At 69.6% G+C, this 13,556-nt stretch carries 16 protein-coding genes; 9 read left to right on the top strand and 7 right to left on the bottom strand.

Annotated features, from left to right (window positions below; genetic code table 11):
• Positions 1-10 precede the first annotated feature (10 nt).
• From ACFVWD_RS16305 to ACFVWD_RS16330, 6 genes are read right to left on the bottom strand one after another with little or no spacing between them, the layout of a single operon-like run.
• The gene (locus tag ACFVWD_RS16305; RefSeq protein WP_389596689.1) at positions 11-1,186 is read right to left on the bottom strand and encodes a GNAT family N-acetyltransferase; all 1,176 of its coding nucleotides are present in this window, start codon (positions 1,184-1,186) and stop codon (positions 11-13) included.
• Positions 1,187-1,242: 56 nt separating this feature from the next.
• Positions 1,243-1,785 (bottom strand): adenylate kinase, encoded by a 543-nt coding sequence (locus tag ACFVWD_RS16310; protein WP_129592171.1) that lies wholly within the window; start codon positions 1,783-1,785, stop codon positions 1,243-1,245.
• Positions 1,767-2,582 carry an HAD family hydrolase gene (locus ACFVWD_RS16315; protein ID WP_389596691.1) on the bottom strand — a complete coding sequence of 272 codons (816 nt, stop codon included), beginning with the start codon at positions 2,580-2,582 and terminating at the stop codon, positions 1,767-1,769. Before ACFVWD_RS16315 ends, ACFVWD_RS16310 begins: the two co-directional genes overlap by 19 nt.
• A 5-nt stretch (positions 2,583-2,587) precedes the next feature.
• Complete coding sequence (locus ACFVWD_RS16320; RefSeq protein WP_389596693.1) at positions 2,588-3,271, bottom strand: SAM-dependent methyltransferase; 684 nt, start codon at positions 3,269-3,271, stop codon at positions 2,588-2,590.
• A 33-nt stretch (positions 3,272-3,304) separates the two neighbouring features.
• Entirely contained in the window at positions 3,305-5,155 is a 1,851-nt protein-coding gene (locus ACFVWD_RS16325; protein ID WP_389596695.1) for a radical SAM protein, read from the bottom strand.
• Between the two features lie 19 nt (positions 5,156-5,174).
• The gene (locus ACFVWD_RS16330) at positions 5,175-6,167 is read right to left on the bottom strand and encodes a thymidylate synthase (RefSeq protein ID WP_389596697.1); all 993 of its coding nucleotides are present in this window, start codon (positions 6,165-6,167) and stop codon (positions 5,175-5,177) included.
• 390 nt (positions 6,168-6,557) lie between these two features.
• On the opposite strand from ACFVWD_RS16330, the gene ACFVWD_RS16335 reads away from it, so the two are divergent.
• The 6 genes from ACFVWD_RS16335 to ACFVWD_RS16360 all read left to right on the top strand — a co-directional run bounded on the left by ACFVWD_RS16335 (position 6,558) and on the right by ACFVWD_RS16360 (position 11,053).
• Positions 6,558-7,241 carry a hypothetical protein gene (locus tag ACFVWD_RS16335; RefSeq protein ID WP_389596699.1) on the top strand — a complete coding sequence of 228 codons (684 nt, stop codon included), beginning with the start codon at positions 6,558-6,560 and terminating at the stop codon, positions 7,239-7,241.
• A 5-nt stretch (positions 7,242-7,246) separates the two neighbouring features.
• A complete protein-coding gene (locus ACFVWD_RS16340) occupies positions 7,247-8,023 on the top strand; it encodes an energy-coupling factor transporter transmembrane component T family protein (protein WP_389596762.1) in 777 nt (258 codons plus the stop codon).
• Positions 8,020-8,889: an energy-coupling factor ABC transporter ATP-binding protein gene (locus ACFVWD_RS16345; RefSeq protein WP_389596700.1), complete on the top strand. Its 870-nt coding sequence runs from the start codon at positions 8,020-8,022 to the stop codon at positions 8,887-8,889. The genes ACFVWD_RS16340 and ACFVWD_RS16345 overlap by 4 nt, the downstream gene beginning before the upstream one ends.
• A complete protein-coding gene (locus ACFVWD_RS16350) occupies positions 8,889-9,701 on the top strand; it encodes an energy-coupling factor ABC transporter ATP-binding protein (RefSeq protein WP_389596702.1) in 813 nt (270 codons plus the stop codon). Before ACFVWD_RS16345 ends, ACFVWD_RS16350 begins: the two co-directional genes overlap by 1 nt.
• 166 nt (positions 9,702-9,867) lie before the next feature.
• Positions 9,868-10,053, top strand: a complete 186-nt coding sequence (locus ACFVWD_RS16355) for a hypothetical protein (protein ID WP_389596703.1) — start codon at positions 9,868-9,870, stop codon at positions 10,051-10,053.
• A gap of 19 nt (positions 10,054-10,072) precedes the next feature.
• Positions 10,073-11,053, top strand: coding sequence for an NADPH:quinone reductase (locus tag ACFVWD_RS16360; protein ID WP_389596705.1), 981 nt, complete (start codon positions 10,073-10,075; stop codon positions 11,051-11,053).
• Between the two features lie 41 nt (positions 11,054-11,094).
• Here the strand turns inward: ACFVWD_RS16360 and ACFVWD_RS16365 are convergent, their stop codons facing one another.
• The gene (locus ACFVWD_RS16365) at positions 11,095-11,532 is read right to left on the bottom strand and encodes an Lrp/AsnC family transcriptional regulator (protein ID WP_168514160.1); all 438 of its coding nucleotides are present in this window, start codon (positions 11,530-11,532) and stop codon (positions 11,095-11,097) included.
• 79 nt (positions 11,533-11,611) lie between these two features.
• Here ACFVWD_RS16365 and ACFVWD_RS16370 point away from each other — a divergent pair, with 79 nt between their 5' ends.
• Genes ACFVWD_RS16370 through ACFVWD_RS16380 form a run of 3 tightly spaced genes read left to right on the top strand, consistent with a single transcriptional unit; the run spans position 11,612 to position 13,539 of the window.
• Positions 11,612-12,379: an AzlC family ABC transporter permease gene (locus tag ACFVWD_RS16370; protein WP_389596707.1), complete on the top strand. Its 768-nt coding sequence runs from the start codon at positions 11,612-11,614 to the stop codon at positions 12,377-12,379.
• Positions 12,372-12,698 carry a branched-chain amino acid transporter permease gene (locus ACFVWD_RS16375; protein ID WP_389596708.1) on the top strand — a complete coding sequence of 109 codons (327 nt, stop codon included), beginning with the start codon at positions 12,372-12,374 and terminating at the stop codon, positions 12,696-12,698. Before ACFVWD_RS16370 ends, ACFVWD_RS16375 begins: the two co-directional genes overlap by 8 nt.
• 34 nt (positions 12,699-12,732) lie before the next feature.
• Positions 12,733-13,539 carry a thioesterase family protein gene (locus ACFVWD_RS16380; protein WP_389596710.1) on the top strand — a complete coding sequence of 269 codons (807 nt, stop codon included), beginning with the start codon at positions 12,733-12,735 and terminating at the stop codon, positions 13,537-13,539.
• Positions 13,540-13,556 lie beyond the last annotated feature (17 nt).

A 13,556-nucleotide genomic window follows, 5' to 3' on the forward strand; every position in this document is an offset into this window, starting at 1 on the left:
CTCCCCTTGCTCACAGCAGCCAGTCGTCGGTGTTCAACCCGCCCACCACGTACTGGCCGTACTCGGCGCCGAACGCCTCCGCCTCGGCCCGGTTGCGCTCGCGGACCTTCGCCCCGTCCGCCGCCAACGGCCGGTCCACTCCCACGAACACGCTGTACAGGGGATGAGGCTGGGCGCCGCGCGCCAGCTTTGCCTGGAAGGTGCCCAGACCGAGGTGGATCGCCCGCACGGTGCGGCCGACGCCCGACTCGATGGGGTGATAGAAGACCAGGTTGAAATAGTCGGCCACGTTGGGCACCGAGTAGTCGAAACCAGCCACGCGCGCATACAGCGTGTCGCCGTGCCGGTACCGCAGCGCGAAACCGATGGGCTGCCCGGCGTCCTCGTCCAGGAGCAACGTGCTGCGGTCGCCGAGGTGGCGGCCCTGGCGGTCGTACACCGCTGCCGCGCGCTCCTCACCGTACGCGTGTCCGTGCTTGCGCATCAGTGCGCTGTTGAGCGGGGCGATCTCCTTGACGACCTCGGGAAGGGAGACCTCCCGGATGGTCCGCCCGCTGCGGCCGAAGTCCCTTCTCTCCCGCCGGGCCCGGGGCCGTCGGCCTGAGGGCAGCCAGGCGAAGTAGTCGTCCAGGTTCTGCCACAGACCGACGGGCAGAACGGTCTCCACGTCGTGATAGAGGACCACCGCCCCGTCGTCGGCATGGGCCTCGGCGACCTCCAGCGCCTCCGCCCGGGGCAGGTAGTAGTACCCGAGCACGTCCGCTTCGGCGGTTCGGGCGAAGTCGAGGGTCCGCGCTGTTAGCGCGTGCACCGCCTGCGCGCGCTCCTGCGCCGTCACTCCCTCACGGCCCGGCAGTTGGCCGCGGAACTCCGACCAGCCCGCGCCTAACACCATCGGCCGGGCGGCGAGTTGGGCGTGCCGCTCATCGTCGATCAGACCGGCGAGCAGGTCGGCGGGGGTGTAGAGCAGGTGCGGCGGACGTGTGAACGCGTACGCCTCGGCTCCCGCGACCGGCGTTCCCTGCGCGTCGCGCGCCAGCAGATAGCGAGTGGCGGCTCCGGGCGGCAACTCCTCCGCGCGTACGCCCGCGAAGCCGCTGCTGGAGTAGATCGTCCCGCCGATCACCAGAGCATCCCATTCCGCTGCCGGCAGCTGGTCAACGGAGTCGTACGAGGAGACGTGCATGGGGGAAACTCCAGAAAAGGTGATCGGATGAGTGTAGGGGGAAACGGTACCGGGGTTCATTTCAGCAGAGATCGCACATCGCTGTCGCGCGTGTGCAGGAGCAGGATGCCGGTGCCGCTGAGCTCGTCGAACAGCTTCTGGTTGGCGACCCGTTGGGAGCTGCGGACCTGCACGGCGTACCAGAGGATGGACCGGGGGCCGACGACGGTCCAGAACGTTTCCCGGACGCCGCCCCAGAGTTCCTCACGGCGTATCCAGCGCCGTACGGTACGGCGCAGCAGCCGCGGCCAGGTGACACGCAGCGGCGGATCGGTCCACACCACGCAGTCGGCACGGTGGGCGAAGGCCTCGACGCTCGCGGCGAACTGACCGTCGACGACCCACGTGTCGGCCGTCAGTTCCCGTTCGACGCCGGCGAGGAACTCCTCCGTGGGCACCGGTGTCCAGGCCGGTCCCCAGAAGAGGGCGTCGAGCGTGACGGGCGGGATGCCACGCCGTTCGGCGAGGGCGCGGGCGAGGGTCGACTTGCCACAGCCGGGACCACCCACGATCCACACCCGTTGGGCCTCCGCAAGGGTCTTCACACGTGGCACAGACACATTCCCTCCAACCAGGCGGCCACGCCGTCGTCGTCATTGCACGCCGTGAGGGCGTCGGCGGCCTCGCGTACGTCCGCGCTCGCGTTCGCGACGGCAACGCCTAGGCCCGCGGCGGCGAGCAGGCCCGTGTCGTTGGGCGCGTCGCCGAAGGCGACGGCCCGCTCCCAGCCGATGCCGAGGCCGGCGAGGACCGAGGCGACCGCGGACACCTTGTCCGCTTCCGGGGCCGACACCTCCAGCAGTCCCGGCCCCGAGGAGGTCCACCGCACCGCTCCCCGCACCCCGAGTGCCGCAGGCGGAGCGGCGGAATCGATGTGCACCATCAGGCACAGCACCGGCGAGCCGTCCGGCACGTCATCGACGCGCAGGGCCGTCCCGGCACCGCTCGCCAGGATGTCGGGCCAGCCGGGGCCGATCAGTCGGTCGTGCTCCCGGTCCACGGCCCAGGGGCGCTGCCCGAGCGTCGCGATCTCGGCGCGGACGGTGGCGGGTGTCATCGCCCGGATCCGTCGTACGCCCCCGCCGTCCAGGTCGCTGACGACGGCGCCGTTCGACGACACCAGGAAGGCGCCCAGACCGGACGCGGCGGACAGCAGCCCGCGGGCGGACCAGGCCGGGCGGGCCGTCGCGAAGACGACGCGGGTCCCCTGTGCGGCGACTGCGCGCAGCGCCGCCACCGCGCGCTCGCTCACGCTGCCGTCGGACAGCAGCAGTGTGCCGTCGAGATCGGTGACCACGACAGCCGGGCGGCTGTCCCCCCGGATGCGGGGACAGCCGCTGAGATGCGTTCCGGTCACGAAGGTCACTTCTCCCGAACGGGCTCACGGGGCGGCGGCATGCGGTGGGCGATGGCGGCCGCGTACCGGTGGTAGTGCCACTGCTCGTAGCCCAGGTGGCTCTCGCCGCGGATGCCCAGGTCGGCGTTCTCGAACAGCTCCCAGCCGGGCCGGGTGACGATCCGCTCCATCTCCGTGGCCGTCGGGTAGTAACCGCACTGCCGCTCGTCGTCGTTGAGCCCGATCAGGTACTCGCCGAAGAAGAGTCCGCCCGGAGCGACCATGTCCATCGCATGGTGGACGAGGGCTTCCATCGTGTGCGCCCGGTTGGGCGGCATCGACCACAGGCCGCTGCCCAGCACCAGCTGGAAGTCGCCCTCGGCAGGCAGGGTCATGTAGTCCTGCTCCACCACGGTGCACCGGTCCTCCAGGCCCTCGGCGGCAAGCCGTTGGCGCAGGCCCACGACGTCGTGGTGGCCGTCGACGAGGTCAAGTTCACCGCCGTTGAGGAAGAGGTCGTCGCTCTCCACACCGACGACCTGCCAGCCCGCGCGCAGCAGCGGCAGGGCGAACTTGCCGTCGGAGACGCCCAGGACGCAGGCGCGCGGCTGCACGCGCCGGGCGTATTCGCCGAGCGGGATGTAGCGGGCCAGGGCGGGGAAGTAGGAGTAGTAGTCGCCCCAGTAGCTCTTTCGGTCGACGTCAAGCACGGGCCCTCCCAAGGCTGTTGTCGGTGATGGTGGTCATCTGGCCGCCTCGGTCAGTGGCTCGGCCGCACTGTTGCGGACGGTGCCCCAGCGCTCGGCCGCCGACTTGTGGATGTACCAGATGTCGTCCTCGGTGAGCAGTTGGGAGACGACTTCCGGATAGGCCTCTTCGAAGTACGTGTACGGGGGCCTGTTGTCCTTGCGCGAGTGATAGTCCAGTCGGTCCTGGCCGTGTGCGGCGGTGATCGCCGTACCCGGATGGTAGGTGAGGATGTTGGGGCTGGCCATGACGAGCAGTTCGTCGTCGATCAGCCGGCCGATCTCCTCGATGGTCTCTTCGATGGTCTCCCGGCACTCGCCGTCCAGACCGAAGAGGACCGAACTGCCGACCCGGATGCCGTGGCCCCGGATGATCGCGAGTGCCTCGCGCACCTTGCTCACCCAGGCCTCGGGGTTGCGGCGCAGCAGGTTCTTGCCCACGTGGGCCATCACGCTCTCGGCCATGCTCTCGATGCCGATGTAGATGTAGGTGCAGCCACTGCTGCGCATCAGTTCGAGCGCGGTGTGCACCTCGTCGGCCTTGGCACGGTTGAGCACCACGTCGACGGTGAGCTGTCCGCCCCACTCCAGGCGGGTGCCGCCGGGCAGTTCCGTGCCCTGGCGCAGCAGGTCCTGGCAGAACTCGGTGATCGCCTTCCAGTTCCCGCCCCAGAACACCGGGTCGTCGAAGAACACGGCTTCCGCGCCCCAGTCCATGAGCCGGCGGACGCGCTGTGCCACGTGCTCGGTCTCGCTCACCGCGAAGCGGGTGGGCCGTTGGGAGACCTGGATGCTCTCCGAGCAGAAGGTGCATTTGAACGGGCAGGAGTCCAGCGTCATCATGTGCGCCGTACGACTGCCGAGGGAGTGACTGCCCGCCTCGGTGAAGATGCCGAAGCGCGCGCGGATGGAGAACGCCTCGTACGGTGACGGGAGTTCGGCCGAGCCGAGTCGCTCGCCCCGTACCGGCACCACCACCGCCTCACCGGGGCACAGGCCCACGATCGTGCCCGAACCGCGGAGTGTTTCCTCGGCGTCGGCCACCAGCGGAAGGGCGTCGAGCACCTCCGTGTTGTCGGTCGGACCGAAGCCGGGCGTGACGGTCAGCGACAGGGCGCGCAGCAGCAGGTCGAGCAGGGGTGCGCCGTCACCGGCGACCACGAAGTCGACGACCTGAGCCGCGCGGCCGTCGCGGACGACCTCCACCGTGCTGCTCCAGGACAAGTCCGCCGTGCCGTCGGCGTCGCGGTACTTCGTCGTTTCGTCGGCGTGCCGGCCGCCGAGGACGACGACGCAGTGGGGCGCGTGGACCTTGGCCAGCTCGGCCATCTCCAGGGCGTACCGGTGCGCCGCCGAGACCGCGCTGAGCAGGAGCACCTTGGGCTGGAGCGCGCGGAGTTCGGCGATGAACCGCTCCTGGGCCACCTCGTCCCAGATGCGGGGGTCGAAGACGTGGCCGTCGGTCGTCCGGCTGTCGGCGATCAGCGTGGTCCGCGGCCCGTTCGCCGTACGGCGGTAGTCGTCGTCCGGACAGTCCCCCCAGTCCGGGCAGACGTCGTCGAGGGACGGCTCCTCGGGCAGCCCCGCACGCAGGCGGGCCACCGAGCGCTGGATGGTGAGGGTCAGCGCCGAGTACAGGCACATCGGATCACCGGGATAGGCGACCTCCCCGCCTCTGCTGGTCGCCACCGGGACCAGTGCCGCCATGACCGGGTAGGTGAACCGGGCCTCGCCCGGGTGCGCCGTGAACAGCCGGCGCCGCCGGACGACGAGTTCCGTCACCTTCCCGCCTGATTCGGCCGCGTGCGGACGGTGCGGCTTCAGCGGGGTACGAATCGTTGTCCTCACGTGTGATTCCCCGGCGCGATCAGATCGCGGCGATGAGGTTCACGACGCCGCCGTTCGACGCCGGGCTGGTCACGAGCGACGTCGTGTCGCCCAGCTTGCGGTAGGCGTGCGTGGCCAGGCAGGCCCGGGCCACATCGGCGAACTCGGTGTTCGCCTTGTGGGTGGCGATCTCGTCCACGGTGGAGATGTCGCCCGACTGCGCCGCGAGCCGAAGCCGCCGCTCTAAGTCGATGAGTTCGCGCGCGACCTCCCGGCCGCCGTCCGGGGTGCCCGGGAACGCGGGCAGCGCCACGGCCTCCGCCGGCGTTTCGGCGATCTTCCGCGCCAACTCCACCTCGTTCTCGTAGAAGTGGAAAGTGCCCGCCTGGTGTATGTACGGGCCGCTCGGGACGTTCAGCAGCGAAGCCGCGTACTGCTGCATGCCCATGAAGAGGAAGGCGTCGTACGGCAGGACCGTCAGTGCCTGCTGGGCTCGCATGACGGTGATCCAGGTGAGCGCGCCGTCCCGCAGGAACAGGTGGACGCCCACGGCGCACGGATACTCCCGCGACTGGCGGAAATTGTCCTCGGGCTGCAACACCAGGGCGAACGCGCGCCGGTGGGCGGGGTCGCGCTCGATGCGGCCGACCACTTCCTCCAGCTGGTTCCCCCTGGAGGTCAGCAGCCGATGGCCGAAAGCACCACTCAGCGTGTGCTGGTCGTCCGAGTACTCATGGGCGCCGCGGCGGTAGTACGCCGGGGTGTCGACGTCGTTGCGGCCGTCCAGGGACCAGGCGAGCAGGCCGAAGCAGTAGGAGAGATTGACCGGAAGGTGCGGGGTGACCGCGAGACAGGAGGTCGGGTCGGCGATACGGCTCTGGTAAGCCAGGAGTTCGCGGTACGGACGGTCGTTCTGGCCGAAACCCGAGGCTTTGGAGAGCGGATCGCGCACCGAGTCCACGTCATTGCCGTCCGCAAGTACGTCACGCAGCCCGGCCGTGTAGGAATCCGCAAACGACTGGTAGTTGGCCATGACATCTTCCCCGTTTCTGGTGATAGACGAAAAACTCGCCACCTGCCTTCAAACCGGACAAAGCGACGTCCGTGGCGAGCTCGGTTTCAATCGAGTAGAACGTTGAAGATCTTTGTTTGTCAATGACGTTTTCAATTCCCTGACGAAGGGAAATACCTCCCCGTCGGCCGGACCTGAGTCGGTGTTGACACCGTCGACTCGGTCTCTGCATGATGACCGGCGGCCAATGGGGCCTGCCAACATACGGGGGTGGCAGATCAAGTGACGGGCCGGATTTCGTTAAACCCATGGCACCTCTCACCGCGCCGACGTATCGGAATCGGCGCGGTAATCGTCGCCATCACCTACGGAGGGCTTGTTTCAGCCAAACCCGATTCCGTACACGGCGGCGTGGGCGGTCCGGCCGCCCTGCTCGCCCTGTGCGGCTACACCCTCGGGGCGATGCTGATCGTCTCCGGTGCCGTGGCAGGGCTGCCGACGACGACCGTGGCCCTGCTGCCGGTGGCGATCACCATCAACATCGTGATGGGGAAAATCGTCTACTTCAGCGGCCTACCGCTCCAACTCGACTCGATCGGCACCGTGCTCGTCGGTGTCCTGGCCGGACCTGCCGCGGGCGCCGCCACCGGGGCTCTGGCCAGCATCGTCGTCGGGATGACCATCACTCCCGGAGCTCTGCCCTACGCGGTGACCGCCGCCCTGATCGGCTTCATCGCGGGAACCCTGGCACGGGCCGGCTGGTTCCGGCGCCTGCCGACCGCCCTGCTCGCGGGCGGTGTGATCGGCGTGGCCGCCGGCATCGTCTCCGCCCCCATCACGGCCTTCGTCTTCGGCAACGCCGGCGGCACGGTGGGGCAGTCGGCTGTCATCGCGACGTTCCAGGCCTACGGAAACAGCATGCTGAAGGCCGCCAGCCTGCAAGGGCTGGTCGCGGACCCCCTGGACAAAGCGCTGACCGTCGCACTGGCCCTGACCCTGCTGGCGGGCCTGCCCTCCGGCTATGTGCACCGTTTCCCCTTTGTGCAGCGGCATCGAGTGCTGGCGGTTCACCCCCTCATGCCGAGAAGGACGTGACCCGCATGGACATATCCCCGCGCGCGACCGACGACTCCCCCGTGCACCGGCTGAATCCCCTCACCAAGCTGACCTTCGCGGTCACCGTCACCGTATCCGCATTCGCCCTCACCATGACCTGGTGGCCGCTTCTGCTCTTCTGCGCCACGGTACTCCCCATGGTGATAATTTCAGGAACCCTTCGTAAATTTGCCCCCATGCTTCTCGCCCTGTGGCTGCCCCTCGCGCTCACGGTTTACCTGATTCAGGGCTTCTTTTATCCGGATACTCACCAGGTGGTGGCTGAAATCGGCCCCCTGGAATTGAAATATGAAGGCCTGGTTTTTGCCACGCAGACCGCACTGCGTCTCCTGGCGCTGATGGGGGGATTCTTCCTGCTTCTCCTCACCACGCAACCCGGCGCGCTGATGAGCGCGATGACACAGCGCGGCATGTCGCCGAAGACCGTCTACGTCGTCTCGGCCGCCCTTCAGATCGCGCCCGCCCTCACCACCCGGGCCCAGGGCATCATGCACGCCCAACAGGCGCGCGGCCTGGCGGTCACAGGGCTGCGCGGCCGAATCCGGGCCCTGGTTCCCATGGCCGGACCGCTGATCCTCGGTGCCCTCACGGAAGTGGGGGACCGTGCGGTGGCCATGGAGACCCGCGGCTTCGGCGCCGGCCGCCGCCCCACGTATCTGACCGAGGTTCCGGACACCGCGGCGCAGCGGGTCGCCCGGATCGTCATGGGACTGTGCGCGCTCACCGCCGTCGTCACCAACGTACTCGGAGTGCTCCGGTGATCGAATTCAGGGACTTCTCCCTCACCTACCCGACCGGCTCCCGCCCCGCCCTCCAGGACATCGATCTCGTTGTGCCGCGTGGCCAGTTCTGTGCCGTGACCGGTGCCGACGGCGCGGGCAAGACCACCCTCGCGGGAGTCATCAGCGGCGTCGTCCCGCACATGACCGGCGGCGCGACCACGGGGTCGGCACGAGTCGGTGGACGGATGCTGGCGAAGACTCAGCCGTCCGAACTCGTCGGCGAAGTCGGCCTGGTCATGCAGAACCCGTTCAACCAACTTTCGGGAGCACGGTTCTCGCTGCGCGAGGAGCTCGCCTTCGGTCTGGAGAACCTCGGCGTCGAGCGGGCCGAGATGGTCCGACGCGTCGATCGGGTCATGGCCGACCTGAGGCTCACCGCCCTGGCCGATCTCTCCCCGTACGAGATCTCCGGTGGGCAGCAGCAGCTTCTGGCCATCGGATCGGCGTTGGTGATGAGGCCGGCCGTCATGGTGCTCGACGAACCGACCTCACAGCTCGACGCGGTGGCGACCGGCCTGGTGTTCGAGGCGCTGGAGACCCTGCGGGCGCAGGGCGTCACCGTCATCCTGTTCGAGCACCGGCTGGAACGGCCAGCCCGGTGCTCGGACCGCGTCCTGGTCCTGAACGAGGGGCGGATCGCCGCCGACGGGCCGCCGGCCGATGTCCTCACCGACCCCCGGCTCGCGGAGTGGGGGGTGGCCCCGCTGCGCTACACGACGGCCGCACGCCGCGCCGCCGGGCGCGGCCTGTGGGAGTCGGACCGTCCGCTGCCGGTGACCCTGGAGGCAGCCGCGGAAGGATTCACCGTCTCGCTGAAGAGCACGAGAACCGCCGGAGGCATGTGATGGTGCTGCGCGTCGACTCCCTCTTCCATCGCTACCCGAACGGAACGACCGCGCTCGCGGACGTCTCGCTGACCGTCGCGGCCGGCGAACGTGTGGCGGTCGTGGGTCCCAACGGGGCGGGCAAGAGCACGCTGGCCCGGCACCTGATCGGCATCGCCCGCCCCACGTCGGGGACGGTCACGGTGGACGGCCGCGATGCCGCCGGGCTCGAGATCGCCGAGCTGGCCCGCAGCGTGGGCTTCGTGTTCCAGAACCCGGACGACCAACTGCACGCCGCCACGGTGGCCAAGGAAGTCGGCTTCGGACCCCGCAACCTCGGCTTCCCGACCGACCGCCGGACCGCCCTCACGCAGTGGGCACTGCGGGTCACCGGCCTGACCGGGGAGGCGAACAGCCATCCCCGTCATCTGTCGTTCGGCGAGCGCAAACGGGTCGCCTTCGCCTCGGTCCTCGCGATGGACACCCCGGTCATCGTCCTGGACGAGCCCACCACCGGTCAGGACCACCGCTCCGTCGTCCTGCTCGAAGAGCTCGTCGCAGACCTGCACGAGCGGGGAAAGACGATCATCGCCATCACTCACGACACGGACTTCTGCGCGGAGAACTTCGACCGGGTCGTCGTCCTCACCGAAGGCCGCGTTCGGTGGGACGGCCCTGTGGAGCGCTGGCTGGAGGGAGCCGGGGATCCGTCCGTGTCCGCCTTCGAACAGCCCCAGATGGCCCGACTCGGCCGACGACTCGGCTGGCCGACCCCCGTGGTCACCGTCGACAGCTTCCTGGACCAACTGACCGACCACACCGCGGCTCGGTGAAGTCACCGGCGCCGGATCGGAGAAGAACCGAACCGACCCGCGCGGCCACACCTGCCCGATCATCCACCGACACGCCCGATGTCTTTGTCAGGACCACTGAGTTGCCGGTGGGTGAAGAGCGGTCGCGCGCTTCACGGAGGTAGGTGTGCGCTTCACGGAGGTAGGTGTGCGCTTCACGGAGGTGGATGTGCGGCCGCCCGGCGGCACAGATCGCCGCGGCCGCCACCGCCGCGCCCCCGAACAGGCCGTCGAGCAGGCCCGGCTGCGCGAGGTCCTCGGCGAGGACGCCTACGAGCCCGGCGGCGCGCACACCGAGAACGTTCCCCGTACGCTCGAAGAGCCCGCGAGCTGAGAGACGACGGAGGTCCCACATGCTTGCGTCCTGGTACGACGAACAAGGCCCGGCCACCGACGTGCTGAGGGTCGGCGAACTCCCTGACCCCGAGCCCGGCCCCGGTGAGGTTCGGGTCCGTGTCACCGTGTCGGGGGTGAATCCCGGGGACACGAAGAAGCGGCGAGGGTGGCTCGGCTCGTCGATGCCGTATCCGCGGGTGATTCCGCACAGCGATGCCGCCGGGGTGGTCGACGCCGTGGGGGACGGTGTCGACGCGCGCAGGGTCGGACAGCGGGTCTGGGTCTACGGCGCCCAGTCGTACCGGCCCTTCGGCACCGCCGCCCAGTACACCGTCGTACCCGAGGACCTGGCCGTTCCCCTGCCTGACCACCTCGGCGACGAACTCGGTGCGAGCCTGGGCATCCCCGGGATCACCGCGCACCGGGCCGTGTTCAGCGACGGGCCGGTGGACGGGAGGACCGTGCTGGTGCACGGAGTGCTCGGTGGGGTCGGCTCCCTGGCCGCTCAGCTCGCCCGCTGGGGCGGAGCCACCGTGCTCGCCACGGTCCGCCGCGGCGACGATCTGGACCGCGTCGACACGGCCGTCGTGTCCCACGCCGTCGCCCTCGACTCCGCCGACCCGGCGACGGCGATCCGCACCCGCGCGCCCGAGGGCGTGGACCGCATCATCGAAGTGGCACTCTCCGACAACGCCGACCTGGACACCGCCGTCGCCGCGACAGACGCGGTCATCGCCGCCTACGCCACCCGCGCCGACCGGACCGAAATCCCCTTCTGGCCGCTGCTGTTCAACAACGTCACCCTGCGTCTGCTCGGCAGCGACGACTTCCCCGCCGAGGCCAGACGCCAGGCCGCCCGCGACCTCACCGCCGCGGCCGCCGTGGGCGCCCTCACCGTCGACGTCGGCGACCGCTACCCGCTGGAGAACATCGCCAAAGCCCATGACCGCGTCGACGCCGGCGGCCGGGGCCGGGTGCTGGTGACCATTCCCCAGTGACCAGGCCGCCGTCGGGGGGCGGCCGGCGGGACGGCCGGTCGTCAGGCCGTCTTCACCGCCTTCATCGTGAAGTGTGAGGTGACGTTCTTGATCCGCGGGATGGTCATCACGTGCCCGCTGAGGAAGGTCTCGTAGGCGGACAGGTCCGCGACGGCCACGCGCACGAAGTAGTCCGGGCTGCCGAACAGCCGTCTCAGCTCGATGACCTCCTCGGCCCGCGCCATGGTCTGCTCGAAGCGCTCGACCGTCTCCGCGTCCTGGGCTTCGAGACTGAGGTCGATGAGCACCTCGAAGGAGCGGCCCACGGCGACGGGGTCGATGACGGCCCGGTAACCGCGGATGACCCCGTCGGCCTCCAGGCGCTGCACTCGCCGCAGGCACGGCCCGGTCGTGAGCCCGACCCGCTGCGCCAGCTCGACATTGGTCAGCCGTCCGTCCCGCTCCAGCTCGGCAATGATTGCCAGATCAATCGCATCCACGACAGAAGATTGCACCCAAGGCGGCCGGACAAGCAATCTTTGCAACCACATGTCGTGCGTTTTCCGGGACGATAAACACATGCACCACGACGTTCCGCCCCGCGCAGCCACACCGGAAGCCGCCCCGGTCGCGGCTCGGGCTCCCGCCGACCGGCGCCGCCTGATCACCCTCGGAGTCCGCGACTCCTTCTCCGCAGGACTCGGGATCTTCCCCCTGGGTATCGCTCTCGGCCTGCTGATCATGCAGGCCGGCCTCCCGTGGTGGCTCGCCCCCGCCCTGTCCCTGGCCGCGTTCGCCGGCTCCCTGGAACTGCTGCTCGTCGGCATGACGGCCACCGTCACCCCGCTCGCCGCGGTCGCGCTGACCGTCCTCGTGGTCAACTTCCGGCACGTCTTCTACGCCTTCTCCTTCCCCCTCCACCTGGTCAAGCACCCGGTCGCGAAGGCGTACGCCGTCTACGCCATGATCGACGAGGCATACGCCGTCAACGCCTCCCTGCCCGAGGCGGAACGCTCGGCACCCCGGCTGCTGGCGATGCAGATCGCGTGCGAGACCTACTGGGTCGGCGGCGGTCTGGTCGGGGTCGCTCTCGGCGCCGCGCTGCCCGCGCCGATCAAGGGCCTGGAGTTCGCCCTGTGCGCCCTGTTCACCGTGCTCACCCTGGACGCCTTCCGCTCCCGCGGCGAACTCCCCTCAGTCCTGCTCGCCGGTGCCAGCGCCGCGCTCGCGCTCGTACTGACGCCGGGCCTCGCCATGTTCACCGCACTGCTGCTGTTCGTCGGCCTGCTCCTGGTGCGCCACACGCTCACCACTCGCCGACCCGCCCAGGAGACCTCCGATGCCTAGCACCTCGTATCTCATCGCCGTCCTGGCGATCGTCTTCAGCATCACGCTCGCCCTGCGCGCCCTGCCGTTCGCGGTACTGCGCACCCTGCGCGGCTCGGCGATGGTGCGGCAACTGTCGGTGTGGATGCCGGTCGGCATCCTCGCGATCCTCGCCGTGACGGCCCTGCACGGCACGATCACGCACGACCCGAACGGAACGGGGTACGCACTGCTCGCGGTCGCCGTCACCGTCGGCGTCCACCTGGCCTTCGGCCGCCGCACGATCCTGAGCGTGGGCATCGGCACCGCCCTCTACGTCGTCCTGCTCAATACTCTGTGATCAGCACCGCGAACCGCCCGAGGAGAAACGTCCGTTGAACACCGGCACCCCGGCCCCCGACAGCTACTACGAGCGCATCGACGAGCGCCACTACAAGCCGACGGCCCACACGGGCGGGGCATGGGACCCCGACGAACAGCACTTCAGCCCGCTCGGCGGCCTCGTCGTCCACGCCATCGAACGCCACCTGGCCGCGCGGCCGGACACCGGCCTGGTGCCGGCCCGGATCAGCTACGACATCCTGGGCCGTCTCGCCCTCGACGAGTGCGAGATCCGGGTGGAGACCATCCGCCCCGGCCGCACCATCGAGTTGATCGAAGCCGTCGTGCTCATCGCCGACCGGCCCGTGGTCCGTGCCCGTGCGTGGCTCCTCGCCACCGTCGACACCTCCGCCGTCGCCGCCGGCCCCGACGACCTGCTCACCCCTCCCCAGGCGCTCACCCCGTGGCCGATGGCCTCGGTGTGGCCCGGCGGATACATCGCCTCCCTGGACGTCCGCCCGCTCGCACCACCGCGGCCGGGCCGTACGACCGCCTGGATCTCCACCCGCCACGCCCTCGTCGCCGGCGAGCCCAGCAGCACGCTCGCGTCCTACCTCGCCCTCGTCGACACCGCCAACGGCATCGCCGTACGACAGCCGCCCACCGCCTGGATGTACCCCAACGTCGACCTGACGGTCCACCTCCACCGCCAACCCGAAGGCCACTGGACCGGCCTGGACACCACGGTCACCTTCGGCCCCACTGGCCAGGGCCTCACCAGCACCGTCCTGCACGACCTCAACGGCCCTGTCGGACACGCACAACAGATCCTCACCGTCCGCCCCATACCGGACCGATGATCACGGACGAGCGAGGT

The sequence above is a fragment of the Streptomyces sp. NPDC058086 genome (assembly GCF_042885015.1).
Lineage (GTDB): Bacteria > Actinomycetota > Actinomycetes > Streptomycetales > Streptomycetaceae > Streptomyces.